The organism is Starkeya sp. ORNL1, from assembly GCF_012971745.1.
GTDB lineage: Bacteria > Pseudomonadota > Alphaproteobacteria > Rhizobiales > Xanthobacteraceae > Ancylobacter.
In genome coordinates this window covers 4,390,478-4,415,799 of record NZ_CP048834.1, presented here as the reverse complement: position 1 = coordinate 4,415,799, position 25,322 = coordinate 4,390,478, and the positions used below count along the sequence as shown (strand labels likewise).

Genomic DNA, 25,322 nt, shown 5'->3' with positions numbered 1-25,322 from the left:
TCATCCTCTTGCCGCGGCCATCGCCGTCTGGGACTTGGTCTCTGTCACTGTCTTGGTCCCGCCGAGCACCTGCGCCAATAGCTCCTGGTCGCTGATCATATAGGCGGAGACCGCCATGTCGCTGCCATCGACCATGATGTCGCGGGTTTTCAATCCGGAAAAGTCGAGTTTCGAAATTCGAGCCGTTTCTTCCGATACCACGAAGTCGGCCAGCATGTCCTTGGTCGCCGCTTCCAGCCGTGCGGCGATGGTGATGGTGCCGCCAAAGGCGCGCAGCGACGAGGAGGCGACGTCGGCGCCGATGCGGGTCAGCACCACCGGGCCGGTATGGACGCCGACCCCGGCGCGGATCGGGATCGGCAAGGCGCCGGCGATCTCGACATTGAGCAGGTCGATCACCCGCGCCATGTCGCGGGCCGCATGCAGGGCGTTGCGAGCGCTGGCGCCGCCAGCCGGCGTATCGAAGACGGCGAGGAGGCCGTGGCCGTGCATCTGGTCGACCCGGCCGCCGCGATTCTCCACCGCCTGCGTCATCTCCGAGGAAAAGCGGTTGATCAGCACCGCGATCTCGTAGGGCTGGCTGGCGCGGGTCAGCATGTTGAAGGCGCGCAGGTCGAGACAGAGCACCGTCGCCTCCTGCTCCAGCGCCCATTCCTGGATCTGCTGCTCGTCCTCCTCGCGCGCCCGCTGCTCGCCCAGCACCGGCATCAATATGCGCAGGCCGACATCGTGGGTCGGGCGGATCTGGCAGGCGAGGCGCACATTGGCGGAGGCGCCGATGCGATCGAGCAATCGGCCCTCGACGCCGAACGGCTCCGGCAGGTCGCTGGCCCCTGACAGCACGTGCACGCGGCAGGTGGAGCAGCGCCCGCGCCCGCCGCAGGCGGAGGGGTGCGGGATATGGTGCATGCGGCTCGCCTCCAGCACCGAGGTGCCGAGGGGGACCTTGACCGGCCCGTAGCCGCGATAGGTGAGCGTCACCGTGGCGGCGGCGCGGCGGCGTATATAGGCGAAGGCAAGCAATGCGAGGACGCCGGCGCCGAACGTTGCGAGCCCGCCCTTCATCATCATCCGCGCGTCGTCGATGCCGGCCCGCTGCTCCTGGCTGATCGCCTGCGGCGGCGCCATGGCGTGCGCCTCGCGGCCGGCGGCGACGAAGCCGGCGAGCGACAGGAACGGAATGAGCACGGCGAGCACAACCAGGGTCACCCGCCAGCGCGGATACCAGTGCCGGTGGCGCAATATGTGGTGCAGCCCGATCACCCCATGGCTCCAGGCCACGATCAGCAAGGTGCTTTGCCACCAAGCGACATCCGGCCAGAGCCGGAACAGCACGGCATGATAGGCCTCGTCGACGCCGTAGAAAGAGCCGGCGATCCGGGTCTCGGCGATGTGGCCGAGCACCAGGAACGGGATGGAGAGGCCGAAGATGATCTGCAGCACCTCGTCGTCCGGCATGCGCCAGGTCTGCCGGCGGATGAGGCGGTAGGTGGTCAGGGTGATATGCACGAGGGCCGCGCCATAGAGCACCGTGGCGCCGAGCGGGGCCTTCCACAACGCCCAGCGCCATTCCTGCACCACCTGCATCGCGCTGATGCCGAACACGCCGACCGCATGGTTGAGCAGGTGGGTGGTGACGAAGGCGAACAGGATGATGCCGGACCACATGCGCGCCGGGCGCACCCAGACATTGCTTGTCATCCGGCCGCGGGGCGCCTTGGGTTCGGCAGCTGGGGTGGCGGCGGTCGGCATCAATGTGCGGCGGCGGGTGGCGTGAGCGGGCGCGAGGCGTCGACCGCCGGAGCACCGTCGGGCAAACGCATCACCAGCTGCGCGCAGATCTTGTTGAGATGCAGAATCTGCCGGCTGAGCTCGCGCATCACCGCGAGGTTGAACGGCTTCGACTCATCGAGCAGTTGCATGAACGGCTCGCGGTCGACCCTGAGCGCCGTGACCTCGTTTTCCGCGGTGATGGTGACGCCGCGGGTCTGGCCGCACAGCACGCCGGCCTCGCCCAGCAGCGCTCCGCGCACATGTTCGGCGAAGTCGATGACGCCGCGCTCGGTATTGATCGACGCCTTGAACTGGCCGTTGAGCACGATGAACACCGCATCGGAGGCGGCGCCCTGCTCGTATACGACTTCGCCGGGCTGGAACACGATGCGGTCCGCGATCATCGCGAGCAGCTTGAGCTTGGACGTCTCTACCGCCTCGAACATGCGGAACTTCTGCAAGGACCTGACTTCATCGTCGATCGTCATTTCCCTACCTCCTGCGGAGTGGGTGTCGAAGCATCGTCTTCCGCCGCACCGGAGGACTCCGGTACCAGCGTCGCCGACGTCTCGCTCTCACGCGCCACCCCGATCAGTTTGGCCCCGTCGAACGTCAGTACGATGTCGAAATCACTCACGTCGTCCTCTTCCGACTGGCTGACGATGAGTGTGCGCCCACCCATGGCCGCGCATATGTTCTTCATGATCATATGCGCTTCCGAGCCGGAGAAACTAGACAGCGCGCCGTCGAGGATCAACGTATCCGGCCGGCGCAGCATCAGGCGCGCCAGCTGGATGGTGGCGCGCTGCTGCGGCGAGAGCAGGCGCCCGCCGGGGCCGGCATCCTGGTCGAGGCCCTTGGAGACCACGAAGGTCTCCAGCCCGCGCTGCTGCAGCACTTCGGCGACGGCGTCGAGCAGGCGGGAGCGTTCATGCATCTTGCCGTAGCGGATGCGGCCGAGCAGCAGGTTATCGCGGATCGGCGCCGCCGGCATCAGCCGGCCGGCATCGTAGAATTCGATGGCGCCGGCTTCGCTGGCCGGCAGGAACTGGCGGAAGCTCTTGCGGGCGCGCAGCACCCGGGCGATGAGGCCGTCATCGATCATGTTGAGGCGGTGGCGCGGCTCGACATACATCAGGCCGTAGCCGATCAGCCGCTCGCGCACCGCGCTCGGGATGCGCTCGCGCTGGCTGTCCTGCCAATTGCCCTGCAGCGCCGGCAGCAGCGTCTCCAGATCGCCCTCATCGATGAAGGAGTAGCGCTCGCGCAGCGGATTGTCCGGGGCCATGCCCTGGAAAACGTCGGCCACGGTCTCGACGATCTTCAGCCCGATCGCCAGCAGCGGCCCGGCGAGGGCCTCCGCGGAGATGATGGCCCGCACGAAATTGTCCGAAGCGAGGTTCTCCGGCGCGAAACGCGAGCCGACCGGCACGCCGAACAGGAGATTTTCGCCGATGCTGGCGCTGCTGTTATACGCGCCGGCCGCGAAAGGCTCGACAAGCTTCAACAGGCCGCGCTCGCGGAAATGATCGAGGATGGCGCCGCGGGCCTCGAGCAGGCGCGCCGCCAGCTCATCGTCGAGGTCGTCGCCAAGCCGGCTCGCTATGCCGACGCGGAAGATGTCGTCATAGCCGCGCACCACGCGCAGCGCCTCGATCACGGCATTGCCGAGCTCATCGGGTCCGGAGATGCCGACGCCCTGATAGTCGATCCAGTCGGCGTCGGGAGAAACCAGCGGGTTGGCGGTCTGCCGCGCCTCCATGAGCTCGAAACGCATCCTGGCGTCGAGCTCGCCATCCGGGACCGGCGGCACCGCATGGCGCAGCGCGAACAACAGATTGTCGCGGATCGAGCCGGACAGGATGTGCGGCTCGCTCGAGGCATAGATGATGGACCGGCTGGCGTCGCAGTCGGTCAGGGTGCCGAGCTCGCGCCCGGCTATGGTGACGCTGCCCTGATAATCGGTGATCTGGCGGCCGAGCACCTTGGCGAGCACGTCGCGCCCGCTCCCCGCCCCGCCGACCAGCGCGATCCGGCTCGGCCGTGGCAGCGTGGTGGTGACGCGGTCGAGCTGCACGATGCCGCGGCCGTTCACGACCCGGAGGCCGGAGACCGAGATGCTCGCATCCGCCGGGATCGGATCGCCCGCCTTCTCCGGCTCGGCGGGCAGCAGCACGTCCTTGGAGAACTGGGCGACCACCTGCTCGTATTTCACGGTGACGTCGTTGCGCTGCTGGTCCCAGTCGATCAGTTCCTTGATCGGGGTCGGCAGGTCGCGATAGGCGGCGATCACGGCGACCAGCTGGCCGATGTCGAGCCGTCCCTTCAGCGCCAGATAGCCGCCCAATATGTAGAAGACGAAGGGCGTGATCTGCGCCAGCATGTTGTTGAGGTACTTCACCGCGAACTTGCGGCGATAGAGCTTCAGGCGGATCTCGAACAGCGTGCCCAGCCGCTTGCCGATATCGGCGCCGCTATGGGTCGTCACCCCATAGGCGTGGAGCGCCGGCGCCGCATCGACAAATTCGCCGATCCGCCCCGCCAGCGTGCGCGATTCCAGCTGGCGCTCGCGGCCGAGCCGGATCTGCTCGCGGCGCAGCCGCGGGATGACGAAGCCCTGCACCGCGATCAGCGCGAACGCGATCAGGCCGAGCCACATATTCTGCGTCAGGATGAAGGCCATGGCGGTGATGGCCTGGGTGCCGAGGAAGGCGGGCGTGATGAAGGCCTCGCCGAAGAAGGCCCCGATCGGGTCCACCTCGTCCTTGATCATGCTGGCGACTTCGGCCGACTTGGTGGTGCGGATGTCTTCCGGCCGGAACCGCAGCACCAAAGCAAACAGATCGAAGCGCAGCCGCCGCAGCATGCGCTCGCCGAGTACGCCCTTGCGGATATTGATGACGTACTTGAACCAGCCATTGATCAGCGTCAGCGCCAGGAACAGCATGCTGAGCGCATACAGGTACGGCAGCTGATCCAGCATGTAGCCGTCGGAGAGCTGGTAGCTGCCGCCGCCGAGGAAGTCCGGCAGCGAGAGCGTCATCTCGAAGAAGCGCGCCTGGGTATGGCCGTTGGTGAAGGCCCCGCCCTGGATCGCCTCGTTGACGATGCGCTTCGGCACGTCGAGCGACCACCAGTAGAAGGGCAGCGACGCCAGCACATAGCCGAGCACGATCAGCTGCTCGCGCCGGCTGTAGCGCCAGACATATTGGAAGAAATTGACCAGCAAAGCCTTTGCGCCCTTCGAAAGCGGACAAGTCCGGGCAGCGGCACAGGCGCAGAGCAGCGCCTTGTCACAGAAGCATTATATAAATCCGGGTTGCACGGACGCAATGTCGATGATCGCACGCCGCGGGTGCTAGGCCTTGACGATGCGTTGAGGCGTCAGGCCGAGGCGGGCGAAGGCGTTGCGGGTGTCGACGATGAGCCGCGCATGCGCGGCGACGAGGGCGTAGTCGATCGCCTCATGGTCGGTTGCCACCAGCACGGCGTCGAAACCGGCGATCGTCGCCGCGTCGAGCGGGGTCGACGGCTTGCCGGCGAGGCGCGGGTGCCGGCGCGTCGGCGGCAGCACCGGCACATGCGGGTCGTGGTATTCGCATAGGCCGCCGCGCTCGTCGATCAGCTCCATCAGCTTCAGCGCCGGGCTCTCGCGGGTGTCGTCGACATCCTTCTTGTAGGCGGCGCCGAGCACCAGGATGCGCGCGCCCGACAGGCCGCGCCCGGCGCTGGCATCGAGCTCGGCGGCGAGCCGGTCGACCACCACATACGGCATGCGGGTGTTGATCTGGCCGGCAAGCTCGATGAAGCGGGTCTCGATATCGAACTCGCGCGCCTTCCAGGTGAGGTAGAACGGATCGATCGGGATGCAGTGCCCCCCGAGACCGGGGCCCGGATAGAACGGCATGAAGCCGAACGGCTTGGTCCGGGCGGCGTCGATCACCTCCCAGATGTCGATGCCCATGGCGGCGTAGACGGTCTTCAATTCGTTCACCAGCGCGATGTTGACCGCGCGGAAGATGTTCTCGGTGAGCTTCACCGCCTCGGCGGTCTGCGTCGAGGACACCGGCACTACGCGCTCGACCAGGCCGGCATAGAGCGCTTCCGCCAGTTCGCCCGCAACCGCGCCGTCGCCGCCGACCACTTTCGGGATGGTGGCGGTGGAATAGCTCGGATTGCCGGGGTCCTCGCGCTCCGGCGAGAAGGCGAGGAAGAAGTCGCGGCCGGAAACGAGGCCGGTCTCCTCCAGGATCGGCTTGACCACCTCGACCGTGGTGCCGGGCCAGGTGGTGGATTCCAGCACGATCAACTGGCCCGGACGCAGCGACGTGGCGATGGTGCGGGCGGTGGCGACGACGAAGGACAGCTCCGGTTCGCGCTGGCGTGTCAACGGCGTCGGCACGCAGATCACCAGCACGTCGCAGCCGCCAAAGGCGTCGACGCTGGCGGTAACCTCGAAGCGCCCGGTGGCGAGCGCGGCTTCCATGCGTTCCGCCGGGATATAGCGGATGACCTGCTTGCCGGCGGCGATCTCGGCAACGCGCCTGGCATTGATGTCATGGCCGAGCACGGGAAAGCCGGCCTCGACCGCGACCAGCGCCAAGGGCAGGCCGACATAGCCGAGCCCGATGACGCCGATGCGCGCGCGGCGCTCGGAGATCAGTCCCTTGAGCTGAAGGGCGGGCGAAGCGTCTGGCTGCATGGCGGATCTCGGGCGGGTTGTGCGTAGGTCTTAAAAGCACGGGCGCCGATGATTGCCAATGCGCGGGCGACGGCGGTCAAATCATACCGCCTTGCCGCAGCGCCGCGATCTCGGCCTCGGTGAGGCCGAGCACATCGGCCAGCACCTCCTCGGTATGCTGGCCGAGCCGCGGCGGCGCCGCAGCATCGTCCATCGGGCTGTCGGCGAGCCTGAGCGGACTGCGCACCCCCGGTGCCACCACCCCGCTGGCATGCGGCAGGGCGAGGGCGAGGCCCCGCGCCAATGCCTGCGGCTCGGCGAAGGCCTGCTCGATGGTGTTGATCGGGCCGCACGGAATGCCTTCCTTCTCCAGCGCCGCGATCCAGTCGCGCGTCGTCCGCGCCCGCATGGCCGCCGCGATGAGCGGGATCAGCGCCTCGCGGGTCGCCACGCGGCCGGCATTTGTGGTGAAGCGCGCATCCGCCGCTACGTCCGGCAATCCGGCGACGCGGCAGAAGCGGGCGAACTGGGTGTCATTGCCGACGGCGAGGATGAGATGGCCGTCGGCGGTCTCGAACGCCTGGTAAGGCACGATGTTCGGGTGCGCATTGCCGAGCCGCTGGGGCACGCGCTCGGAGACCAGCTGGTTGAGCGCCTGATTGGCGAGGCTCGCCACCGCCACCTCGAACAGCGCGAGGTCGATATGCTGGCCGCGGCCGGTGGCGTGGCGCTGCTGCAGGGCGGCGAGGATGGCGATTGTGGCGTTCAGCCCGGTCAGCACGTCGACCAGCGCGACGCCGACTTTCTGCGGCTCGCCGCCGAGTGCGCCGGTGATCGACATCAGGCCCGACATGCCCTGGATCATGAAATCATAGCCGGCGCGTCCGGCTTCCGGGCCGGTCTGGCCGAAGCCGGTGATGGAGCAATAGATCAGCCGCGGATTGATCGCATGGAGGCCGGCATAATCGAGCCCATAGGCCTTGAGGCCGCCGACCTTGAAGTTCTCCACCACCACATCGCTCAGCTCGGCGAGGCGGCGCACCAGCGCCTGCCCCTCGGGGCGAGCGATGTCGATGGTGACGGATTTCTTGTTGCGGTTGGCAGAGAGGAAATAAGCGCTCTCAGCGGTAGGCTTGCCCTCCGCGTCGGCGAGCCAGGGCGGACCCCAGCCGCGGGTATCGTCGCCGGCACCGGGCCGTTCGACCTTGATGATCTGGGCGCCGAGATCGCCGAGCGTCTGCGTCGCCCACGGCCCGGCCAGCACACGCGAGAGATCGAGCACGCGGATGCCGCTGAGCGCCTTCAGTCCTGTCGTCGTCATTTCACGCCTGCGAAGCTTGCCAATCACCGGAGCCGCTTCGTGAAGCTTGCGAATCCGGTCCACCCAGACCTTCGCCGTTCGGCGTGTTTTGTCCAGCGGGGGACCGTCACCTGTTGAAGCGGCGCGCAATGAGGTGGTCGAGCGCGACGCGCCCCGGACCCTGCGCGATCAGTATCAGGAAGCATGTCGCCCAGGTGCCGTGGATCGGCCACGCATCGGGATAGACGAAGATCTCGATCACCAGCGTCATGCCGAGCAGCGCCAACGCGCCGAAGCGGGTGGCAAGCCCGAGCACCAGCAGCACCGGGAAGAAATGCTCGGCAAAGGCGGCGAGATGCGCGGCGATCACCGGATCGATTAGCGGCAGGCGATACTCGTTCTGGAACAGATAGATGGCGTTCTCCGAGACATGCCAGCCCTCGACCTTGGTCTGGCCGGACTGCCAGAACACTGCCGCCATCGACAGGCGCGCGACCAGGGCCGTCAGGTCGTAGGGGATGCGGCTGAGGAGGCCGATGACCGCCGGCTGCCGCCGCGTCTCCGCAATGCCGGGCGTGATCGTCATGGTGTGAGCGTCGGACATGGCTTCTCTCCCGTCCTGGATCTAGCGGAAGGCGGCGAAGACGCCGGCCTCGAAGGCGCCGGTCAGGTTTGCCGTCAGGTCGAACTGCGGATCGTCGGCAAACGCCACCTCGGCGGCGGCCCCCAGCGCGGCGCCACCAGCGAGCGCCCGAAGGAACGCCGCGCCGCCCGGCGGCAGTCGCCGCACCAGCACGTGAAGCGCCGGACGGATGATGAGCGCGTCCTCGCCGGTCCAGGCGTCGAGCGGCGCCAGCGGCATCTCCCCGGCATTCATCGCCCAGATGGTGACCACCGGATGGACCGAGCGCAGCACGCTCAAAGAGGGGTGTGGTTCGAAGACGAGGTCGAACAGGCGCTCTTGCGACACGCCAGCAAGCGCGGAGGGCGCGAGCGGCGCCACGTCGGCGGCGTGATAGGCGTGCCCGCGCGCCGCCTCCAGCCGGATCACGTCCGGCAGATAAGGCAGCTCCGCCGCCGGCGCGAAGCCGGCGACGAAATCGGCGAATTCATCGCCATAGAACAGCAGCAGCGGCGTGCGCGGCGGATGCGCGGCGATGAAGGCGCGCGCCATGCCGGCAAAGAACTCCTCGCCGACCAATTTTTCTGCCACCGGGAAGCGCGCCGCAAGCGCGCGGCCGAGCCCGTAGGCGACATTGTTGCGATAGACCTCGAAACGCCGTTCCGGCCGCGGGCCGTTCCATGAGGTAATACCCTCGGGAACGCCGTCGGCCTCGTGCAGGGCACCGGCGAAGCGGCTTTGCGTGGCGAACGACATGGCCCGCCCTCACGCCGCCTTGCCGAGCCGCGCCGCGCGGTCGAGGGCCGCCTGCGCCGCCAGCACCTCGGCGCGCAGCACCGGCCATTCCGGCACGTCATTGTCCCATTCGACCAGGCTGGCGATCGAGCCGGTCCGCGCCAGCACCGCGTCATAGAGCGCCCAGACCGGATCGGTCACTGGCGTATCGTGGGAATCGATCAGCAGCGGCGCGCCGGCATCATCCACCGTCTCGGAATGGCCGCTGAGATGGATCTCCCGCACCAGATGCAGCGGGAAGTCCGCGAGATAGGCGCGCGGATCGAGCCGGTGATTGGTGGCGGCGACGAAGACATTATTGACGTCGAGCAGCAGGCCGCAGCCGGTGCGCTTCGCCACCTCGGCGAGAAAGACGGTCTCGGCAATCGTGCTCTGCTCGAACAGCACATAGGTCGCCGGGTTCTCCAGCAGCATCTGCCGGCCGAGGAAATGCTGCACCTCGTCGACATGCTCGGCCACCCGCGCCAGCGTCTCCTCGGTATAGGGCAGCGGCAGCAGGTCATTGAGGAAGACGGTGTCGTGGCTCGACCAGGCGAGATGCTCGGAGAAGCTTTCCGGCTGGTAGCGATCGCACACCGCCTTCAGGCGGGCGAGATGATCGCGGTCGAGCGGCTGCATCGAGCCGATGGAAAGGCCGACACCATGGACCGAGAGCGCATAGTCTTCGCGCAGCCGGCCAAGCTGGGCATGCGGCGGTCCGCCGGCGCCCATGTAATTCTCGGCATGGACCTCGAAGAATCCGATGGGCTGTGGCGCGCCGTTGATGGCGGCGAAATGCTCCGGCTTGAAACCGACGCCGGCGCGGGGAGGAAGCTGTGAGGGGGTCATGGTCTGCCTCGCCTGAAGCTATTCCAGATACGGAAGGAGGCGGCGCGACGTCTCCCGCCGCGCCGCGCAGTCGGGTAGCGTCCGCGATCAGGTCGGCGCCGGCCCCTGCGTGAGCGAGCCGATGCCGTTCGGGGTCTTGATGGAGACGCAGGTGCCGGCCGGGACCAGCTTCCAGGCGTTCTTCTGGTAGTCGACCCTGGAGGTGCCGGCGCAGGTGGTGCCGGGGCCGGCGGCGCAGTCATTCTGCCCCTTCATCGCAATGCCGTAGCATTTCTCCTTAGCCGGCTCCTGGGCAGAGGCCGGAGCGGCGGCGACGGTGAGCGCGGCGGCCACGGAAGCGGCCAGCGCGGCAGTGGTGAATGTGTTCATGGTGAGCTCCTGAACAGGATGCGAGGCGATGCGCGGGCGCTCAGGCCTTGCCGGGCTTCAGCGAGCCCATGCCGTGCGGCGTCTTGATGGTCATGCAGGTGCCGGTCGGTACCAGCTTGAAGGACCCCTTGTCGTAATCGGCCTTCGAATGGCCGGCGCAATCATGGTTGCCGGCGGCGCAGTCATTCTGTCCCTTCATGGCGACGCCGTAGCATTTCTCCTTGCCGGCATCCTGCGCCGAAGCCGGAACCGCCACTGCGGCAATGGCGGAGGCCAGCGAGCCCGCAAGCGCGATGGTGAGCATGCGATTGTTCATCGGGAAATCCTCGTTAAGAAGAGCAAGCCGGAAGTGGCTGGCATGGGGCTCTACGGAACGAGGTCGGGTCGTGTTACGCAGGCAGGGGAAAAATTCGTCGTCGCGATGCACACGAATATTTTCTCGAAACGTGTGTAACAAAGCGAGGTACGCTCGCGTAGTGAGATACGTCGCGTGAAAGCTTCGATGCGCGAAGACGAATGGGCCTCGTGGATGCGTGCGGCGATCGCGGGCGACGCCGACGCCTATCGGCATTTCCTGCAGGCGCTGACCCCGCATCTGCGCGCCATGGCGCGGCGGCGCTGCGAGCAGATGGGCATGCCGCGCAGCGATGCGGAGGATCTGGTGCAGGAGGCGCTGCTGACCATCCATGTGAAGCGCGGCAGCTGGGATGCCGCGCGCCCGATCGGGCCATGGATCTCGGCCATCGTGCGCAACAAGCTGATCGACAGCCTGCGCCGCCGCGGACGCACCATCCACGTGCCGATCGACGACGTGATGGAGACGCTGGAGGCCGAGGATCACGGCGACGGCCTCGATCATATCGACGTCGAGCGCCTGGTGATGCAATTGAGGGAGCCGCAGCAGAGCATCGTGCGCGCCGTCTCGCTCGCCGGTGCCAGCATCCGCGACACCGCCCTGAAGCTGGGCATGAGCGAGGGCGCGGTGCGCGTCGCACTGCACCGCGCGCTCAAGACCCTGGCCGCGCTGTACCGGAGTGAAGTGCCGTGAAGACCGACGACCTCATCAATGCCCTCTCCCAGGACGCCCCGGTGCGCTGGCGCTTTGGTCGGACGCTGATGCTCGCCGTCGCCGGCGGCGCGCTGGTGGCGGCGTTGCTGTTCTTTGCCCTGATGGGACCGCGGCCGGATTTCATGGATGCGGCCGGGACGGTGCGCTTCCTCTTCAAGTTCGTTCTCACCGTGATCCTGGCCACGACCGCGACCGGCCTGATCCTGCGGCTGGCACAGCCCGGGGCGCCGACCGGCGGCTGGCGCTGGGCACTGATCCTGGCACCGGCGCTGCTCGCCATCGCCGTCGTCGCCGAACTCATGGTCATGCCGGCGGAGACCTGGGGTACGCGCCTCGTCGGCACCCATGTGCGCTTCTGCCTCACGCTGATCCCGATGCTGGCGATCGGCCCGCTCGCGCTGCTGCTGCTGGCGCTGCGGCAGGGTGCGCCGACCCGTCCGGGCGTTGCCGGCGCGGTGGCCGGGCTGGCGGCGAGCGGCATCGCCGCGACCTTCTATGCCGCCAATTGCACCGACGACAGCCCGCTGTTCGTCGCCACCTGGTATCCGATCGCGATCGGCTTCGTCACGCTGGTCGGCTATCTCGTGGGGAATCGCGTGCTCAGGTGGTGAGAAGCGGCACGCCTTCGATTTGCGCGTTGCGGCGGATCGCCTGCGGCGGCTGACCGAAGGCGCGGAGAAACGCGCGGCGCATGCGCTCGCGATCGGCAAAACCGGTCTCGCTGGCCACCACATCGATCGGATGTCGGCTGCTCTCCATCATCAGCCGCGCCGCTTCGACCCGCAAATGCTCCACCGCTTTCGCCGGTGACTGCCCGGTCTCCGAACGGAAGGCGCGGCTGAACTGGCGCGGGCTGAGATGCGCCGCCTCGGCAAGCTGCTCGACCGAAAGCGCGGTGTGCAGGTTCCGCTTCGCATAGTCCAGCGCCACCTGGATGCGGTCCGACTTCGGTTCCAGCTCCAGCAGCGCGGAGAATTGCGACTGGCCGCCGGCCCGGCGATGATAGACCACGAGCTTGCGAGCGACGCTTCGGGCAAGCGCGGCGCCATGGTCCTTCTCCACCATCGCCAGTGCGAGATCGATGCCGGCCGTCATGCCGGCCGAGGTCCATATCGGCCCGTCAATGATGAAGATGCGGTCCTCCTCGACCCTGACCTTGGGAAACTGCGCCTGAAGCTGGCGCGCGAAGCCCCAGTGCGTGGTCGCGCGCCGGCCGTCCAGCAGCCCGGCTTCCGCGAGGACGAAAGCGCCGGTGCAGATCGCGGCGACGCGCCGCGCGATCGTGGGCGCCGCGCGTACATATTCGATCAGGCCCGGTGTCGATTCCACCGGCTCGAGCCCGCCGCCCGCGATCAGCGTGTCGAACGGCGCATCGCCGAAGGGTTCGGTGTCCATCGTCAGCCCGAGGGAGGTGCGCACCGACCCACCATGCTCCGACAGGAAATGCAGATCATAAAGTGGGGCGTTGCCGGTGACGTTGGCGATCTCGAACACCGAAACCGCAGCGAAGGTCATCACCTGGAAGTCGGGGAACGCGATGAAGCCGATGCGTTGCATGGGCGGGCTCCTGTGGCGGACGCATATGTCCTGAAACGAGGTATATACGACATATGAGACAGGAGGCAGCGGATGTAAACCCTTTGCCCATGGAGCCGGCCATCGCCGGCAGAGCAAAGGACTTACCCAATGACCACCCTCTCCAAAGGTACCGCCCTCGTCACCGGCGCTTCCAGCGGCATCGGCGCCGTCTATGCCGACCGGCTGGCGCGCCGCGGCTATGATCTCATCCTGGTAGCCCGCCGCCGCGACCGGCTCGACGCCCTCGCCCGCCGCATCTCGGACGAGACCGGCCGCTCGGTCGAGACGATCGGCGCCGATCTCGGCAATGCCGCCGATCTCGAGCGCGTCGCAGCCACGCTCGCCACCGATGCCAGCATCACCTTGCTGGTCAACAATGCGGGCTTCGCCGCCACCACGCCGCTGCTCGCGTCCGATGCCGGCAAGATGGACGAGATGATCACGCTGAATGTCGGCGCACTCACCCGGCTGACTTATGCCGCGGCGCCCGGCTTCGTTGCCCGCGGCGGCGGCACCATCATCAACATCGCCTCCATCGTCGCCATCGCGCCGGAACTGCTCAATGGCGTCTATGGCGGAACCAAGGCCTATGTGCTCGCCTTCACCCAGTCCCTCCAGCATGAGCTGGCGGACAAGGGCGTGCGTGTCCAGGCCGTGCTGCCGGGAGCTACCGCGACCGATTTGTGGAGCAACGCCGGCATGCCGATCGAGAATCTGCCGAAAGAATGGGTGATGAGCGCGGAGGATATGGTCGATGCCTCCCTCGCCGGGCTCGATGCCGGCGAGATCGTGACCATCCCGGCACTGCCGGACATCGCCGAATGGGACACCTTTGAAGCCGCGCGACGCGCCTTTGCGCCCAGGCTTTCCGCCATCAAGCCGGCCACTCGCTATGGCGCTACGCAGCGTCCGGCAGCCTGAGCGCCGCCGATCCGGGAGACAGACCCATGTATATCCAACGCAGCATTGCTGCCGCCGGCCTCCTGCTGGCCACCATTGGCAGCGCACAAGCGCAGACGCTGAAGCCGGGAGCGGCGCATAGCATCGACATCGCCGGCGCCGCGGGCTGCGCCTATTACACGGTCGCGGCGGACGGCTTCCATCTCGTCGCCACCCTCGCCCGCGTTGAGACCGGCGAACCTCCTCTCCGCGTCAGGGCCGTGCTGGCGCCGGGCCAGAGCGTGACCTTTTCCGCACCCGGGCCGGCCGGCACGGCACCAGTCGCGCTGGAATTCAGCCGGCAGGATGACCGGCTGATCGTGTCCCGTCTCGCGAGCTCGGACTGAGCGCCGCCGCTGGAACGGTGCTCGCCGGCGCCAGCAGCGCCAGCGCGCAGCCGACGAACATGGCGAGCGCGAGCATGGCCCAGGCCTCGTTGATGGCCTGGGTCAGCGCCACCTTCTCCACCAGCGGACGCACAAAGGCCTCGATGTCGGGGTCGATCGGCAGCGTGATCGGCCCGGTCAGCGTGCCCGGCGGCAGGCCGATGAGGTCGGCCGCGGAGGCGTCGCCGGCCACCAGGCGCTGCCTCAAGGCTTCGCCAAGCACCGGCGCCCGCCCGAACATGACGGTGTCGATCAACGCGATGCCGATGGCGCCGCCGAGATTGCGCATCAGATTGAACAGGCCGCTGGCATCGGGCACCTGTTCGGGCGCCAGCCGGCCGAGCGCCAGGCGGGTCGGCGGCAGCAGGCACAGCATGATCGCGGCGCCGCGTACGATCTGCGGCCAGAACATGCCGTCATAATCGGTCTCGCGGGTCGAGAACGCGCTTAATGCGAGGCCGATGCCGAACAGCAGGAAGCCGGCGATGGTGAGTAGCCGCGCCTCGGTCCGGCGCTCCAGCGCCACCGCCAGCGGCGAGGTGACGAGCTGGGTGACGCCGGTGACCAGCATCACCACACCGATGGCGAGCGGCCCATGTTCGCGCACGAAGGCGAGGAACACCGGCATCAGATAGACCGAGCCATAGAGCCCCATGCCGAGGATGAAGCTGAGCGCGCAGCCAATGGCGAAGCCTCGGTCGCGGAACGTGCGCAATTCGACGATCGGCGTCGCGCCGCCGAGCATGCGCCGCACGAAGAAGCCTCCGGCGAACAGGCTGGCGCCGAGCAGGGCGAGCACCGCGGGCGACAACCAGCCGCGCTGCGGTGCCTCCTTCAACCCGATCTCGAGGCTGGCGAGGCAGATGGCGAGCAGAGCGAGGCCGAACGCATCCAGCGTCCGCAGCAGCGCGCGGTCGGTATCCTCCCGTGCCAGCATCATGAGGCCGATGGCGCAGGCGAGGATGCCGGGCACGACATTGACCAGGAACAGCCAATGCCAGGAGGTGGTCTCGGTGATCCAGCCGCCGACCACCGGGCCGACGGTCGGCGCCAGCACCGCGAGCATGCCGGCGAGAGTGGTGGCGAAGCCCTGCAGGCGGAACGGGAACAGCAGGAACACCGCGGAGAACACCAGCGGGATCAGCATGCCGCCGGAGAACCCCTGCACCACCCGCGCCGTCACCAGCGAGGCAAAGCCGGTACTGGCGGCGCAACCGATGGAGGCGAGTGTGAAGGCGCCGACCGCAAACGCGAACAGCCGTCGCATGCCAAGCGCGCGGGTCAAAAGGCCGGTCAGCGGGATCGCGATCACCTCGGCGATGAGATAGGCGGTCTGGATCCAGCTCATCAGCTCGGCGGGGATGCCGAGCGCGTCGCGGATCGCCGGCAGCGAGGTCGCCACCACCTGGATGTCCAGCACCGCCATGAACATGCCGAGGCACATGGCGGCGAAGCCAAGCCAAGTCTGTGCCTGCACCGTCTCGGGAGGCGGCGCGGCGTCCGCCTTCACGCCTGCACCTCCCGCCCGCCACCGATGCCGAGCGCGGCATTCTCCGTGCGGATGCGGACATAGAGGATGACCGCGTTCAGCGCCGAGAACAGCACGGCGAACCAGATGAGGCCGAACATCAGCGGCAGCACCGCGATCTCACCGGCAACCACCACATAGTTCGGATGCGAGAAGAACCGGTAGGGGCCGCGCTGCACCAGCGGGGCGTCGGGCAGCACGATGATGCGCGTGGTCCAGCGCCGGCCCAGCGAGCCGATCACCCAGACCCGCAGCACCTGCAGCAGGGCGTAGACGACCAGCAGCAAAAGGCTGACCGGCCGTCCGGGAGCGAGCCACCACAGCCCGGCCAGCCACAGCGCGTGCAGCGCGACCATATAGGCATAATGCTCGCGCCCCACCTCGCGCGCCCCGCTCGCCTTGAGCCGCGCCGTGTTGCGGTTCGAGAGTACCAGTTCGCCAAGCCGTTGCAGCGTGACGAAGCCGAGGATGAGGATGGCTTCCATAGCTCCCGCCCTCTCAGGCCGCGCGGGCGAGCGAAACGCAGGAAGCGGTGAAGCCAGGTCCCATCGAGACCAAAGTCGCCCGCTCCGGCAATCCATCCGCGATCACGCGCTCGAAGATGAATAGCACGGTTGGCGCCGACATGTTGCCGAACTCCGCCAGCACGCCGCGCTCGTGATCGAGCGAGCCCTGGTCGAGACCGAAGGAGCGCTCGATCGCCGCCACCACCTTGGTGCCGCCGGGATGGCAGACGAAGCGGCCTATATCCTCCAGCGTCAGCCCGATCCGGCCGAGTATATTGGTGACGGCGGGCTTGAGGTTGGTGGCGGCGAACGACGGCACGTCCGGCACCAGCACCACGCCGAAGCCGACCGGATCGATGCTCCAGCCCATGATGCCGAGCGTGTCGGGCCAGAGATGCTCGCCGGCGCCCTCGACCAGTGCGATGCCCTCTTCCCCGGTGCGCAGCACGCACGCCGCGGCGCCGTCGCCGAACAGCGCGGTCGAGATCAGGTTCGCCTTGTCCGGCCGGTCGAGGCGGAAGGCCAGCGTGCTGAGCTCGACCGTCACCATCAGCACCGTCGATCCGGGCCGCGCCTGGGCGAGGCGCGCCGCCACCGCGAGCCCGGTGACGCCGCCGGCGCAGCCGAGGCCGAACACCGGCACGCGCTCGACATCGGGACGGAACCCCATGCGCTCATGCACCACCGCATCGATGCTGGGGGTGGCGATGCCGCTTGTGGAGATGAAGACAATTGTATCGACGTCCGCGGCGGTGCAGCCGGCACCATCGAGGGCGCGCCTCGCCACCTCGACAAACAAGGCGCAGCCGGTCTCCATATAGACGGCGGTGCGCTCCGGCCAGCCGCGCGGCTCCAGATACCAGTCGAGCGGGCGCGCCGCGTAGCGCTGGCGGATGCCGGTCGAGGCGAAGATGCCGCCCATGGTCTCGGAATTGGCAAATATGTCGGCGAAGAACCGATGCATCTGCGTGGCGACTTCGGATTGCACCAGTACGTGCTCGGGCACCGCGGTGGCGAGCGAGAGCAGGCTGGCACGCGGCACGCGCTCGTCGCGGGCCGGCACGCCGCGCGTGTCAGCGTAAGTGTTCGGGGCAGAGGGATCGCTGTCGGATATCAGGCGCATGGATGTCACTCGTGCGGAGCCCCCGCTTCATGAGGCAGACGCCGCCCCGCGCGCCGGCATTCCATCGCGTCGCCGTGAACGTGATCACGACCTCGTTACACACCGCCTGAGTGGGAAACGGGAATGAATCGCATGTCGCCGACGTCCATAGGGCGGCTGTTGCTACCAGCCCGCCCGGACCCCGAGGCCATGGAAGAGATCGCCACCCTTGTCGAACCGCACATACCGGCGCTGCGCCGCTTCGCCTGGGCGCTGCTGCGCGACGAGGAAGGCGCCGACGATCTGGTGCAGGACTGCCTGGAGCGCGCCATCGGCCGCTGGCACTTGCGGCGGCGCGACGGCAATGTCCGCGCCTGGCTGTTCACCATCCTGCACAACCTCTTCATCAGCGGCCTGAGGGCACGGCGGCGGCGCGGCGAGCACGTCACCTTCGAGGATGACGACATCCCCGCCACCGGCGAGAGCGATCCGGAGGGACGGCTGATGCTGCGCGACGTGCTGGCCGGGGTCGACGCCTTGCCGGCCGAGCAGCGCAGCGTGCTGCTGCTCGTGGGCGTCGAGGAGCTCGAATATCAGGAAGTGGCGCGGATACTGGATGTGCCGATCGGCACCGTCATGTCGCGCCTCAGCCGCGGCCGCGAGCGGCTGCGGCAATTTCTCGGCACCGGCCAGGCCGGTTTGAGGAGGGTGAAGTGAGTGAGCCCGGCGGCCCGATCGGGGAAGACGACCTGCAGGCCTATGTCGACGGGCGGGTGGCGCCATCGCGCCTCGCCTTCGTCGAAGATTTCGTCCACGGCAATCCCGCGCTGGAGAACCGGCTTGCCGCCTATCGCAGCCATCGCGACCAGCTGGCCGCGCGCCTGCGCCACCGCGCCGAGGCGCCGATCCCGGCGCGGCTGCGCATCGCCGCCATCGCCGCCCATCGCAATCGGCGCCACCGGGCGCTGCTCGGCCGGGTCGCCGCCGCGTGCCTGATCTTCACCGCGGGGGCCGGCACCGGCTGGCTGGCCAACGCCATGAGCGGGCCTGCGCAGCAGGCGGCCATGTCCGCGCCGGACCAGGTCGCCCAGCTCGCCGTCGCCGCGCACCGCCTGTTCGTTTCCGACGCTGCACACCCTGTCGAGGTCGGCGCCGAGCGCGGCGACCATCTCGCCAACTGGATCTCGACGCGGCTGAACCATGTGCTGCCCGTGCCCGACCTCAGCGCCAATGGCTTCCGGCTGATCGGCGGGCGGATCCTGCCGGGGGGCGAGGATGCGGCGGCGCAGATCATGTACGAGGATGCGCAGCACCAGCGCCTGACCATCTACATCAAGACGGGCGAGACCGGCACGAGCCGCCCGGAATTCATCAGCCATGCCGGCGTCTCCACCTTCGTCTGGCGCGACGATGGCTGTGGCTATGCGATTGCCGGCAAGTTCGACCGCGCGCGGCTCGGACAGGTCTCGGACGCCGCCTTCGAGCAGATGGAGGCAGCGGAGGATTCGAAATCCTGACCGCCTTGATATCGGACTAGGACTTCCCTCTCCCCGATGGGGAGAGGTGGAGAAAACTCCTCGGACCGCCCAGATTAAATTACGTGTCAAACACCTATGAACCGACACGCCGCAGCATCAGCGCCGCCAACCCGGCGGCGAAAGCTGTCACCCCCGCACACACCGTCGCCGCGATGACAAGCGCGTGGGCGAAGGCGCCATGCGCGGCGGCCAGCAGCGGCGCGGCGATCTCCGGCGATAGTTTCCCGGCGGCGACCACCGCGCCGTCGAGCGTGCGCCGCGCGGCAGCGAGCGCGTCCGCCGGCACATCCAGCGCGATATCCGCCATGGTGAGACGATAGAGCGCCGCCACGATGCTGCCGAGCACGGCAATGCCGAGCGCGGCGCCGAATTCGAAGCTGGTCTCGGATATGGCGGAGACTGCCCCGGCCCGCTCCGGCGGCGCCACCCGCATCACCAGATCGGTGGTCAGCGTGCCGACCGGCGACAAGCCCAGGCAGAACATCACGATGGCCGGCACCAGCACCGGCAGTGGCGCCGCCGGATCCATCTGCGTCATCAGCGCAAAGCCGAGGGTGGCGAGCAACAGGCCGCCGACCACGACATAGACCGGCCGGACAAAGCGCACCACGAAAGGCGTGCCCAGCGAACCGGTGATGAAGGCCAGCCCGGACGGCGCCGTCCACAGCCCGGCTTCGAACGGCCCCATGCCGATGACCAGCTGGAGATATTGCGAGATGAACAGGAAGATGCCCATGGCGCTGAACAGCGCCAGCATGTTCACCGTCAAAGCGGTGCCAATCGCCGGATCGCGGAACAGGCCGAGATCGATCAGCGGATCGGCCAGCCGATGCTGGCGGCGCACGAACAGCGCGCCAACGGCGATGCCGATGAGGATAGCGAACAGGCTTTCCGAACCGAGCCCGTCCTCGGCGATCCGCTTCACGCCATAGATCACCGCCAGCACCGCAATGACTGACTGCACGGCGCTGAGGATGTCCATGCGCCCGGCATGGTCGTCGCGATATTCCGGAAGCAGGAACGGGCCGAGCACGAGCAGCAGCAGCATCACCGGCACGCCGAGCAGGAACACTGCGCCCCACCAGAAATGCGCCAGCACCGCACCGCCGATCAGCGGCCCGATGGCGGCGCCGGCGGAGAAGCAGGCGATCCATACACCGATGGCGAAGGTGCGCTGGCGATCGTCGAGGAACATGTTGCGGATCAGCGAGAGCGTGGAGGGCGCCAAGGTCGCCCCGGCAATGCCGAGCAGCGCCCGCGCGGCGATCAGCGTCGCCGCGCTGGTGGCGAAGGCGGCGAGCGTCGAGGCGAAGGCGAACGCCGCCGCCCCGATCAGCAGCAGGCGACGCCGGCCGATGCGGTCGCCGAGCGTGCCCATGACGATGAGTGCGCCGGCCAGCAGGAAGCCGTAGATATCGATGATCCAGAGCAGTTGCGCGGCGGACGGCGCGAGATCGAGGGCAAGGTGCGGAACGGCGAGGTTCAGCACGGTGAGGTCCATCGAATAGACCAGGCACGGCAGCGCGATCACCGCCAGCCCGATCCATTCCCGGCGCGTCGCCCTGGGCGCCGCCGACGTACCGGGCTGCAACATGATCGGTGTCTCCGCATCAAGGCACTGCCACCGGAGAACTCCGGCGGGGAGCGATGGAATAGCCGAGACCTTCCGCAATGGCCACCCGATTGCCCTGAAGGCAGCGGCGGTGAACGGCGTGCGCCGGCCGCGCGCCCCAGGGACGCGGCAGAAGAAACCTGTCTCCACGCAATTGCGCGAAGCTGATCGACATCATGCGACCAGAACAAGTTGCGCTTTATAAGTATTCAAAAACATAGCGATTGAGAACGCCGGTTGGTTCGGCTAATGCCCGCCGATCCGGGAAGATGCCCGGCAGGCGAACGCGGCGACGATGGCGACCACGGCCGGCGACCTCTTGAAGCTCTTCCTCGCCGAGCGCAGCCGGCTGGTGCGCGCCATCGGGCGCATCGTCGGCAGCCATGCGACCGCCGAGGACATTGCGCAGGACACCTATCTGCGGCTCCAGGGCCAGCCTGTGACCGGCAGCGACAAAGGCCTGCTGTTTCGCACCGCCCGCAACCTCGCCATCGACCATCTGCGCGCCGGCAAGGTCCGCGCCGCCTATGCCGAGAGCGTGCCGCGCCAGGAGGCCGGCGACGAGCCGCAGGCCGACGAGGCGATGATCGCCCGCGAGGAGTTCGCGCACTTCATGGCGGCGCTGCGCACGCTGCCCGAGCGCACCCAGCGTGTCTTCCTGCTCAACCGGCTGGACGGCATGACCTACAAGGCCATCGCGGCCACCCTCAAGGTGTCGGTCAGCACGGTGGAGAAGGACATGATCCGCGCGCTGGAGCTGTGCCGGCGGTTCAGGAATGAGTGGGCGATGAGGGATTCCGATGGGACGGACGTTCCATGAGCGGAAGCCGCACCGCAGGAAGGCGTACCGATTTGACCGATCGAAACGGGCCGGATGAGATCTCCGAGCGGATCGCCCGCGAGGCCACGGCCTGGTTCGTGCGCCTGAACGACCCCTCGGCCAGCACCGCGGACCAGGCGGATTTCCAACGCTGGCACTCCGCGAGCCCCACCCACGCCGCCGCCTATGCCCGCATGGGCGAATTGTGGGAGGGGACGCGGGAGGTCGCGGGCGCTCTGGGCGCCGGCCATTGGTATCGCACGCCGCAGGAAGCCGAGACGCCGCACTGGCGTGGAGGCCTGCTCACCCGCGCCGCATTCGCCGTCGCCGCACTGCTGCTGGTGGCGGGCGGCGCGATCTGGCGCGATCCCGGCCTGTTCGACCGGCTCACCGCGGACTATGCCGCCGCCCCCGGCTCGCATATCGAACGCACGCTCACTGATGGCACCCGGCTCTATCTCGATGGCGACGGCGCCGCCGATGTGCGGATCGATGAGCGCACCCGCGAGCTGACGCTGCTGCGCGGACGCGCCTTCGTCGATGTCGCGCACGACGCCGCCCGGCCGTTCCGCGTCCATGCCGGCGGCGCCGAGGTGCAGGTGCTCGGCACGGCGTTCGGCGTCGCGCGCGACGCGGAAGCGGTCGTCGTCACTGTGGAGCGCGGGCAGGTTGCAGTTGCCGCCCAAGGCACTCCGGCAGGCAACGCCCTGCTGACACCGGGCCAGCGGGTGAAGGTGGCGGACGGCAAGGTCAGCGCCACGCAGACGGTGGATACCGAGACTGCGCTCGCCTGGCGCCGCGGCCTTATCGTGTTCGACCGCGCCTCGCTCGCCGAAGTCGTCGAGGATCTCGACCGCGCCATGCCCGGCCGGGTGGTGCTGACCGACCCGCATTTGCGCGCGCTGACCTTGTCCGGAGTGTTCCGCGCCGATGAACCGGGCGCGGTGCTGGAAGCGCTGCGCAGCGCGCTCGGCTTGAGGACGGTGTCGATCCCCGGCATTGCTACGCTCATCATGAGATAATTCACCGCGACACTTCTATCGCCAAGGTGTTTAGGCCAATTCTAATCTTTGAAAAATCTTGAGGACTCGATCACTGCCAACCGTTCCATAGCTGAAGGCAGCAAAAGCGGCCACGAATGCTATGGGGTACGGGGAATGAAGAGACGTGTCTCGGCGCGTCGGCGCCTGCTGTGCGGCGCCTCCGCGCTGGTGCTGACGATGGCGGCGATGTCGCTGCTGCATCCGGGAGCAGCGCTCGCGCAGGCGGCGGCGCAGCCGCAGGCCAGATCCTGGCAATTCAACATCCCGGCCAAGCCGCTGCTCGCCGCGCTGGCCGACTTCACCGCCTTGACCGGCGTGCAGGTGGTGCGCTCGAGCGGGGAAGCGCTGGGCGGCTCCTCGGCGCCGGTCTCCGGCACGCTCACCGCGGCGCAGGCGCTGGCGAGGTTGCTCGCCGGCACCGGACTTTCCGCCCGCTTTACCAATGCCTCGACGGTCGTGCTGTCGCGGCCCGGCGAGGCCACGCGGCCCGTCGGCGTCGCGCCGGACGGATCGGAAGAACTCGATCCCATCGACGTCACCGCCAATGTCCCGCCGGCCGACGCGCCTTACGCGACGCCGGGGCCGGTGAGCTATATTTCCGGCGAGCAGGTGGAGCGGCTGCCGCCGACCTCGCTCGGCGACATCTTCCGCGACACGCCCGGCGTAATCGCGACCGGCAACCGCATCGGCGCCTCGGTGGACCTCAACATACGCGGCCTGCAGGGCCAGAACCGCATCAATGTCATGGTCGACGGCACCCGCCAGACCAACAGCTCCTATCGCGGCTATCGCGGCAGCCGCAACGAGGTCTATATCGACCCGGACTTCATTGGCGGCGTCGACATCAACAAGGGTCCCTATGGCGGCGCCGGCGGCGTCGGCGCCATGGGCGGCGTCGTCAATATGCGCACCATCGAGGCCGGCGACATATTGAAGCCCGGCGCCGAGTATGGCGCGCGGCTGAAGGGCAGTCTCGGCAGCAACACCGTCACGCCGCCCGGAGCCCATTCCTACGACTACGAGACCAGCGCCCCCGATTTCTTCAATGGCGACGCATGGTCGGGAAGCGTCGCCGCCGGCTTGAAGAAGGACAATTACGAGTTCGTCGCCGCAGCCTCACGGCGCAAGGCCGGCAATTACTTCGTCGGCACCAATGGCGCCGACAGCTTCCTCGACGATCGAACCGGCGGGACACCGGTCGAACGCGCGTTGTCGCCGATCAAGCCGGGATGGGAGGCCTTCAACACCTCGCAGGATGTCGCCTCGTTCCTCACCAAGGGCAAGGTCGGCTGGGGCGACGGGCAGGCGCTGGAACTCGGCTATATCTATTACAACAATAAATATGGTGACTATAATGAGACGCTGCTGTCCTTCGTCGGTCATCCGACCATCATAACGCCTTATGAACAATTCGGTCTTGCCGAGACGACGACCAATACCTTCACCTCGAAATATACCTACGATCCGGACAGCGACTACATCAACTTCACCGCCCACGCGTGGGTCTCCGATGTCGAGACCTTCAGCCAGGTGCTGAAGGATTTCAACGCCGTGCCGGAAGCCGACGGCAAGACCCATATCCGCACCTATGGTGGCGACGCCGCCAACATTTCGCTGTTCGACACTCCGCTTGGACAGCTGCGCGTGAACAACGGCGCAGAAACGGTCTATGAGATGGCGGACGAGAACCCCGTCTATTCTTACGGGCTCCAGAGCAAGAACCCGAGCGGTAATCGGCTTCTGCTCAGCGCCTTCAACCAGTCGAAGCTGGAGATGACGGACTGGCTCGCCCTGCTTGGCGGCCTGCGGTACGATTATTACGAGCTCACGCCGACCGACCAACTCAGCGACTATCCCGCAAAGGATGGCGGCCGGCTCAATCCGTCGGCCGGCGTCGAGCTTACTCTGGCGAAAGGCTTCCAGCTGTTCGGGCTCTACACCGAGGGCTGGCGGCCGCCGAGCCTGCGTGAATCGGCGTCGCTGACCTTCGCGACCGTGCTGCCGAACCCGGACCTGGAGCCGGAGACGTCCAAGAATGCCGAGTTCGGCACCAACCTGCTGCGTGATGATGTCTTCATCGCCGGCGACAAGCTGCGGCTGAAGGCATCCTATTTCAACAACAACTACGACAATTACATCATCCGCACGCGCATTCCGGACAACCCGTCCTATTATACATGGACGAATATTCCGCGGGCGAAGTTCGTAGGCTATGAATTGTCCGGCTCCTACGATGCCGGCAAATTCTTCGTCGAAGCCAGTTTCACCAGATACACCGATATCCAGTTCTGCGGCGAAGGCGGCGTATGCGGCTTCGATGTGGCCTCAGGCGACTACGGCCTGGTGAGCATTCCCCCGGAATATTCGGGAACCATCACCGCCGGCATCCGCCTGTTCGACGAGGCGCTCACGCTTGGCGGCCGGGCCTATTTCTTCGGCGAGCGCTATGGCGGCTATCGCCTGCTCGGCGGTGCCGTCAATGCGCCCACCTACTGGACGTCCAACACCATCGTCGACTTCTTCGGCAGCTACAAATTCAACGACGACGTCACCTGGGATTTCAGCCTGGAGAACGCCTTCGACCGCTATTATCTCGACCCGCTCTCGACCGGCCTGCTGCCCTCGCCCGGACGAACCATGCGCACCAGCGTGAGCTGGCGGTTCTGATAACCCGATCCCGTCATCCCGGAACGGCCGCAGGCCGTATCCGGGATCGCGTGACGCCAATGGGCTCAGTCGATTCGGTATCTTCCCTCCTCTCCCCGAGGGGGAGAGGGTCGGGGTGAGGGGGCTCTACGGCTCCGCAATGGAGTTCCCCCTCACCGACCCGCTT

Annotated in this window: 24 protein-coding genes; 9 read left to right on the top strand and 15 right to left on the bottom strand. The window is 67.5% G+C overall.

Translation table 11 applies throughout. The features are described 5' to 3' along the window. The 10 genes from G3545_RS20995 to G3545_RS20950 all read right to left on the bottom strand — a co-directional run bounded on the left by G3545_RS20995 (position 1) and on the right by G3545_RS20950 (position 10,684). Positions 1–1,701, bottom strand: a complete 1,701-nt coding sequence (locus G3545_RS20995) for an adenylate/guanylate cyclase domain-containing protein (RefSeq protein ID WP_170015340.1) — start codon at positions 1,699–1,701, stop codon at positions 1–3. A gap of 50 nt (positions 1,702–1,751) precedes the next feature. Next, positions 1,752–2,261: a Crp/Fnr family transcriptional regulator gene (locus G3545_RS20990; protein ID WP_170015338.1), complete on the bottom strand. Its 510-nt coding sequence runs from the start codon at positions 2,259–2,261 to the stop codon at positions 1,752–1,754. Then, complete coding sequence (locus tag G3545_RS20985) at positions 2,258–5,002, bottom strand: ABC transporter ATP-binding protein (protein ID WP_170015336.1); 2,745 nt, start codon at positions 5,000–5,002, stop codon at positions 2,258–2,260. The genes G3545_RS20990 and G3545_RS20985 overlap by 4 nt, the downstream gene beginning before the upstream one ends. Positions 5,003–5,131: 129 nt before the next feature. Further along, entirely contained in the window at positions 5,132–6,475 is a 1,344-nt protein-coding gene (locus G3545_RS20980; protein ID WP_170015334.1) for a nucleotide sugar dehydrogenase, read from the bottom strand. A 76-nt stretch (positions 6,476–6,551) separates the two neighbouring features. After that, on the bottom strand, positions 6,552–7,775 hold the full coding sequence (locus G3545_RS20975) for a CaiB/BaiF CoA-transferase family protein (RefSeq protein WP_170015332.1): 1,224 nt from the start codon (positions 7,773–7,775) through the stop codon (positions 6,552–6,554). Positions 7,776–7,881: 106 nt separating this feature from the next. After that, positions 7,882–8,340, bottom strand: a complete 459-nt coding sequence (locus G3545_RS20970) for a DoxX family protein (protein WP_246702927.1) — start codon at positions 8,338–8,340, stop codon at positions 7,882–7,884. Between the two features lie 39 nt (positions 8,341–8,379). Next, on the bottom strand, positions 8,380–9,132 hold the full coding sequence (locus G3545_RS20965; RefSeq protein ID WP_170015328.1) for a DNA-binding domain-containing protein: 753 nt from the start codon (positions 9,130–9,132) through the stop codon (positions 8,380–8,382). A 9-nt stretch (positions 9,133–9,141) separates the two neighbouring features. Then, positions 9,142–9,999, bottom strand: a complete 858-nt coding sequence (locus tag G3545_RS20960) for a DUF692 domain-containing protein (RefSeq protein ID WP_170015326.1) — start codon at positions 9,997–9,999, stop codon at positions 9,142–9,144. Between the two features lie 87 nt (positions 10,000–10,086). Continuing rightward, positions 10,087–10,368, bottom strand: coding sequence for a DUF2282 domain-containing protein (locus tag G3545_RS20955; protein ID WP_170015324.1), 282 nt, complete (start codon positions 10,366–10,368; stop codon positions 10,087–10,089). Positions 10,369–10,408: 40 nt separating this feature from the next. Then, positions 10,409–10,684 carry a DUF2282 domain-containing protein gene (locus G3545_RS20950; RefSeq protein WP_170015322.1) on the bottom strand — a complete coding sequence of 92 codons (276 nt, stop codon included), beginning with the start codon at positions 10,682–10,684 and terminating at the stop codon, positions 10,409–10,411. Between the two features lie 174 nt (positions 10,685–10,858). On the opposite strand from G3545_RS20950, the gene G3545_RS20945 reads away from it, so the two are divergent. Together G3545_RS20945 and G3545_RS20940 are read left to right on the top strand one after the other, a co-directional pair. Then, positions 10,859–11,416, top strand: coding sequence for a sigma-70 family RNA polymerase sigma factor (locus tag G3545_RS20945; RefSeq protein ID WP_170015320.1), 558 nt, complete (start codon positions 10,859–10,861; stop codon positions 11,414–11,416). Next, positions 11,413–12,048: an NrsF family protein gene (locus tag G3545_RS20940; protein ID WP_170015318.1), complete on the top strand. Its 636-nt coding sequence runs from the start codon at positions 11,413–11,415 to the stop codon at positions 12,046–12,048. Before G3545_RS20945 ends, G3545_RS20940 begins: the two co-directional genes overlap by 4 nt. On the opposite strand, the gene G3545_RS20935 is transcribed toward G3545_RS20940, so the two are convergent. Then, entirely contained in the window at positions 12,038–12,994 is a 957-nt protein-coding gene (locus G3545_RS20935; RefSeq protein ID WP_170015316.1) for a GlxA family transcriptional regulator, read from the bottom strand. The genes G3545_RS20940 and G3545_RS20935 overlap by 11 nt on opposite strands. A gap of 129 nt (positions 12,995–13,123) precedes the next feature. On the opposite strand from G3545_RS20935, the gene G3545_RS20930 reads away from it, so the two are divergent. Together G3545_RS20930 and G3545_RS20925 are read left to right on the top strand one after the other, a co-directional pair. Next, on the top strand, positions 13,124–13,936 hold the full coding sequence (locus tag G3545_RS20930) for an SDR family oxidoreductase (protein WP_170015314.1): 813 nt from the start codon (positions 13,124–13,126) through the stop codon (positions 13,934–13,936). Positions 13,937–13,962: 26 nt separating this feature from the next. Beyond that, complete coding sequence (locus tag G3545_RS20925) at positions 13,963–14,301, top strand: hypothetical protein (RefSeq protein ID WP_170015312.1); 339 nt, start codon at positions 13,963–13,965, stop codon at positions 14,299–14,301. Here G3545_RS20925 and G3545_RS20920 read toward each other — a convergent pair. Genes G3545_RS20920 through G3545_RS20910 form a run of 3 tightly spaced genes read right to left on the bottom strand, consistent with a single transcriptional unit; the run spans position 14,249 to position 17,497 of the window. After that, positions 14,249–15,850, bottom strand: a complete 1,602-nt coding sequence (locus G3545_RS20920; protein WP_246702504.1) for a DHA2 family efflux MFS transporter permease subunit — start codon at positions 15,848–15,850, stop codon at positions 14,249–14,251. The genes G3545_RS20925 and G3545_RS20920 overlap by 53 nt on opposite strands. Further along, positions 15,847–16,353, bottom strand: coding sequence for an isoprenylcysteine carboxylmethyltransferase family protein (locus G3545_RS20915; RefSeq protein ID WP_170015310.1), 507 nt, complete (start codon positions 16,351–16,353; stop codon positions 15,847–15,849). Before G3545_RS20915 ends, G3545_RS20920 begins: the two co-directional genes overlap by 4 nt. A 13-nt stretch (positions 16,354–16,366) precedes the next feature. Next, entirely contained in the window at positions 16,367–17,497 is a 1,131-nt protein-coding gene (locus G3545_RS20910) for a type III polyketide synthase (protein ID WP_170015308.1), read from the bottom strand. Positions 17,498–17,686: 189 nt separating this feature from the next. Between G3545_RS20910 and G3545_RS20905 the strand changes: the two genes are divergently transcribed. Together G3545_RS20905 and G3545_RS20900 are read left to right on the top strand one after the other, a co-directional pair. Beyond that, on the top strand, positions 17,687–18,193 hold the full coding sequence (locus G3545_RS20905; protein WP_170018196.1) for a sigma-70 family RNA polymerase sigma factor: 507 nt from the start codon (positions 17,687–17,689) through the stop codon (positions 18,191–18,193). Then, positions 18,190–18,993 (top strand): anti-sigma factor, encoded by an 804-nt coding sequence (locus G3545_RS20900; RefSeq protein WP_170015306.1) that lies wholly within the window; start codon positions 18,190–18,192, stop codon positions 18,991–18,993. Before G3545_RS20905 ends, G3545_RS20900 begins: the two co-directional genes overlap by 4 nt. 94 nt (positions 18,994–19,087) lie before the next feature. Here the strand turns inward: G3545_RS20900 and G3545_RS20895 are convergent, their stop codons facing one another. Further along, positions 19,088–20,608 carry an MFS transporter gene (locus tag G3545_RS20895; RefSeq protein ID WP_170015304.1) on the bottom strand — a complete coding sequence of 507 codons (1,521 nt, stop codon included), beginning with the start codon at positions 20,606–20,608 and terminating at the stop codon, positions 19,088–19,090. A gap of 313 nt (positions 20,609–20,921) precedes the next feature. On the opposite strand from G3545_RS20895, the gene G3545_RS20890 reads away from it, so the two are divergent. The 3 genes from G3545_RS20890 (at position 20,922) to G3545_RS20880 (ending at position 25,156) form a co-directional block, all read left to right on the top strand. Next, the gene (locus tag G3545_RS20890; protein ID WP_170015302.1) at positions 20,922–21,446 is read left to right on the top strand and encodes a sigma-70 family RNA polymerase sigma factor; all 525 of its coding nucleotides are present in this window, start codon (positions 20,922–20,924) and stop codon (positions 21,444–21,446) included. Positions 21,447–21,478: 32 nt separating this feature from the next. Continuing rightward, positions 21,479–22,468 carry a FecR family protein gene (locus G3545_RS20885; RefSeq protein ID WP_246702503.1) on the top strand — a complete coding sequence of 330 codons (990 nt, stop codon included), beginning with the start codon at positions 21,479–21,481 and terminating at the stop codon, positions 22,466–22,468. A 135-nt stretch (positions 22,469–22,603) separates the two neighbouring features. Beyond that, positions 22,604–25,156: a TonB-dependent receptor gene (locus G3545_RS20880; RefSeq protein ID WP_170015298.1), complete on the top strand. Its 2,553-nt coding sequence runs from the start codon at positions 22,604–22,606 to the stop codon at positions 25,154–25,156. Positions 25,157–25,322 lie beyond the last annotated feature (166 nt).

Bases quoted from the DNA above. Each gene is read 5' to 3' on its own strand.
- G3545_RS20995 (WP_170015340.1), bottom strand. From the start codon at position 1,701: ATGACAAGCAATGTCTGGGTGCGCCCGGCGCGCATGTGGTCCGGCATC.
- G3545_RS20990 (WP_170015338.1), bottom strand. From the start codon at position 2,261: ATGACGATCGACGATGAAGTCAGGTCCTTGCAGAAGTTCCGCATGTTC.
- G3545_RS20980 (WP_170015334.1), bottom strand. From the start codon at position 6,475: ATGCAGCCAGACGCTTCGCCCGCCCTTCAGCTCAAGGGACTGATCTCC.
- G3545_RS20975 (WP_170015332.1), bottom strand. From the start codon at position 7,775: ATGACGACGACAGGACTGAAGGCGCTCAGCGGCATCCGCGTGCTCGAT.
- G3545_RS20970 (WP_246702927.1), bottom strand. From the start codon at position 8,340: ATGACGATCACGCCCGGCATTGCGGAGACGCGGCGGCAGCCGGCGGTC.
- G3545_RS20965 (WP_170015328.1), bottom strand. From the start codon at position 9,132: ATGTCGTTCGCCACGCAAAGCCGCTTCGCCGGTGCCCTGCACGAGGCC.
- G3545_RS20960 (WP_170015326.1), bottom strand. From the start codon at position 9,999: ATGACCCCCTCACAGCTTCCTCCCCGCGCCGGCGTCGGTTTCAAGCCG.
- G3545_RS20955 (WP_170015324.1), bottom strand. From the start codon at position 10,368: ATGAACACATTCACCACTGCCGCGCTGGCCGCTTCCGTGGCCGCCGCG.
- G3545_RS20950 (WP_170015322.1), bottom strand. From the start codon at position 10,684: ATGAACAATCGCATGCTCACCATCGCGCTTGCGGGCTCGCTGGCCTCC.
- G3545_RS20935 (WP_170015316.1), bottom strand. From the start codon at position 12,994: ATGCAACGCATCGGCTTCATCGCGTTCCCCGACTTCCAGGTGATGACC.
- G3545_RS20930 (WP_170015314.1), top strand. From the start codon at position 13,124: ATGACCACCCTCTCCAAAGGTACCGCCCTCGTCACCGGCGCTTCCAGC.
- G3545_RS20925 (WP_170015312.1), top strand. From the start codon at position 13,963: ATGTATATCCAACGCAGCATTGCTGCCGCCGGCCTCCTGCTGGCCACC.
- G3545_RS20915 (WP_170015310.1), bottom strand. From the start codon at position 16,353: ATGGAAGCCATCCTCATCCTCGGCTTCGTCACGCTGCAACGGCTTGGC.
- G3545_RS20910 (WP_170015308.1), bottom strand. From the start codon at position 17,497: ATGCGCCTGATATCCGACAGCGATCCCTCTGCCCCGAACACTTACGCT.
- G3545_RS20905 (WP_170018196.1), top strand. From the start codon at position 17,687: ATGGAAGAGATCGCCACCCTTGTCGAACCGCACATACCGGCGCTGCGC.
- G3545_RS20895 (WP_170015304.1), bottom strand. From the start codon at position 20,608: ATGTTGCAGCCCGGTACGTCGGCGGCGCCCAGGGCGACGCGCCGGGAA.
- G3545_RS20890 (WP_170015302.1), top strand. From the start codon at position 20,922: ATGGCGACCACGGCCGGCGACCTCTTGAAGCTCTTCCTCGCCGAGCGC.
- G3545_RS20880 (WP_170015298.1), top strand. From the start codon at position 22,604: ATGAAGAGACGTGTCTCGGCGCGTCGGCGCCTGCTGTGCGGCGCCTCC.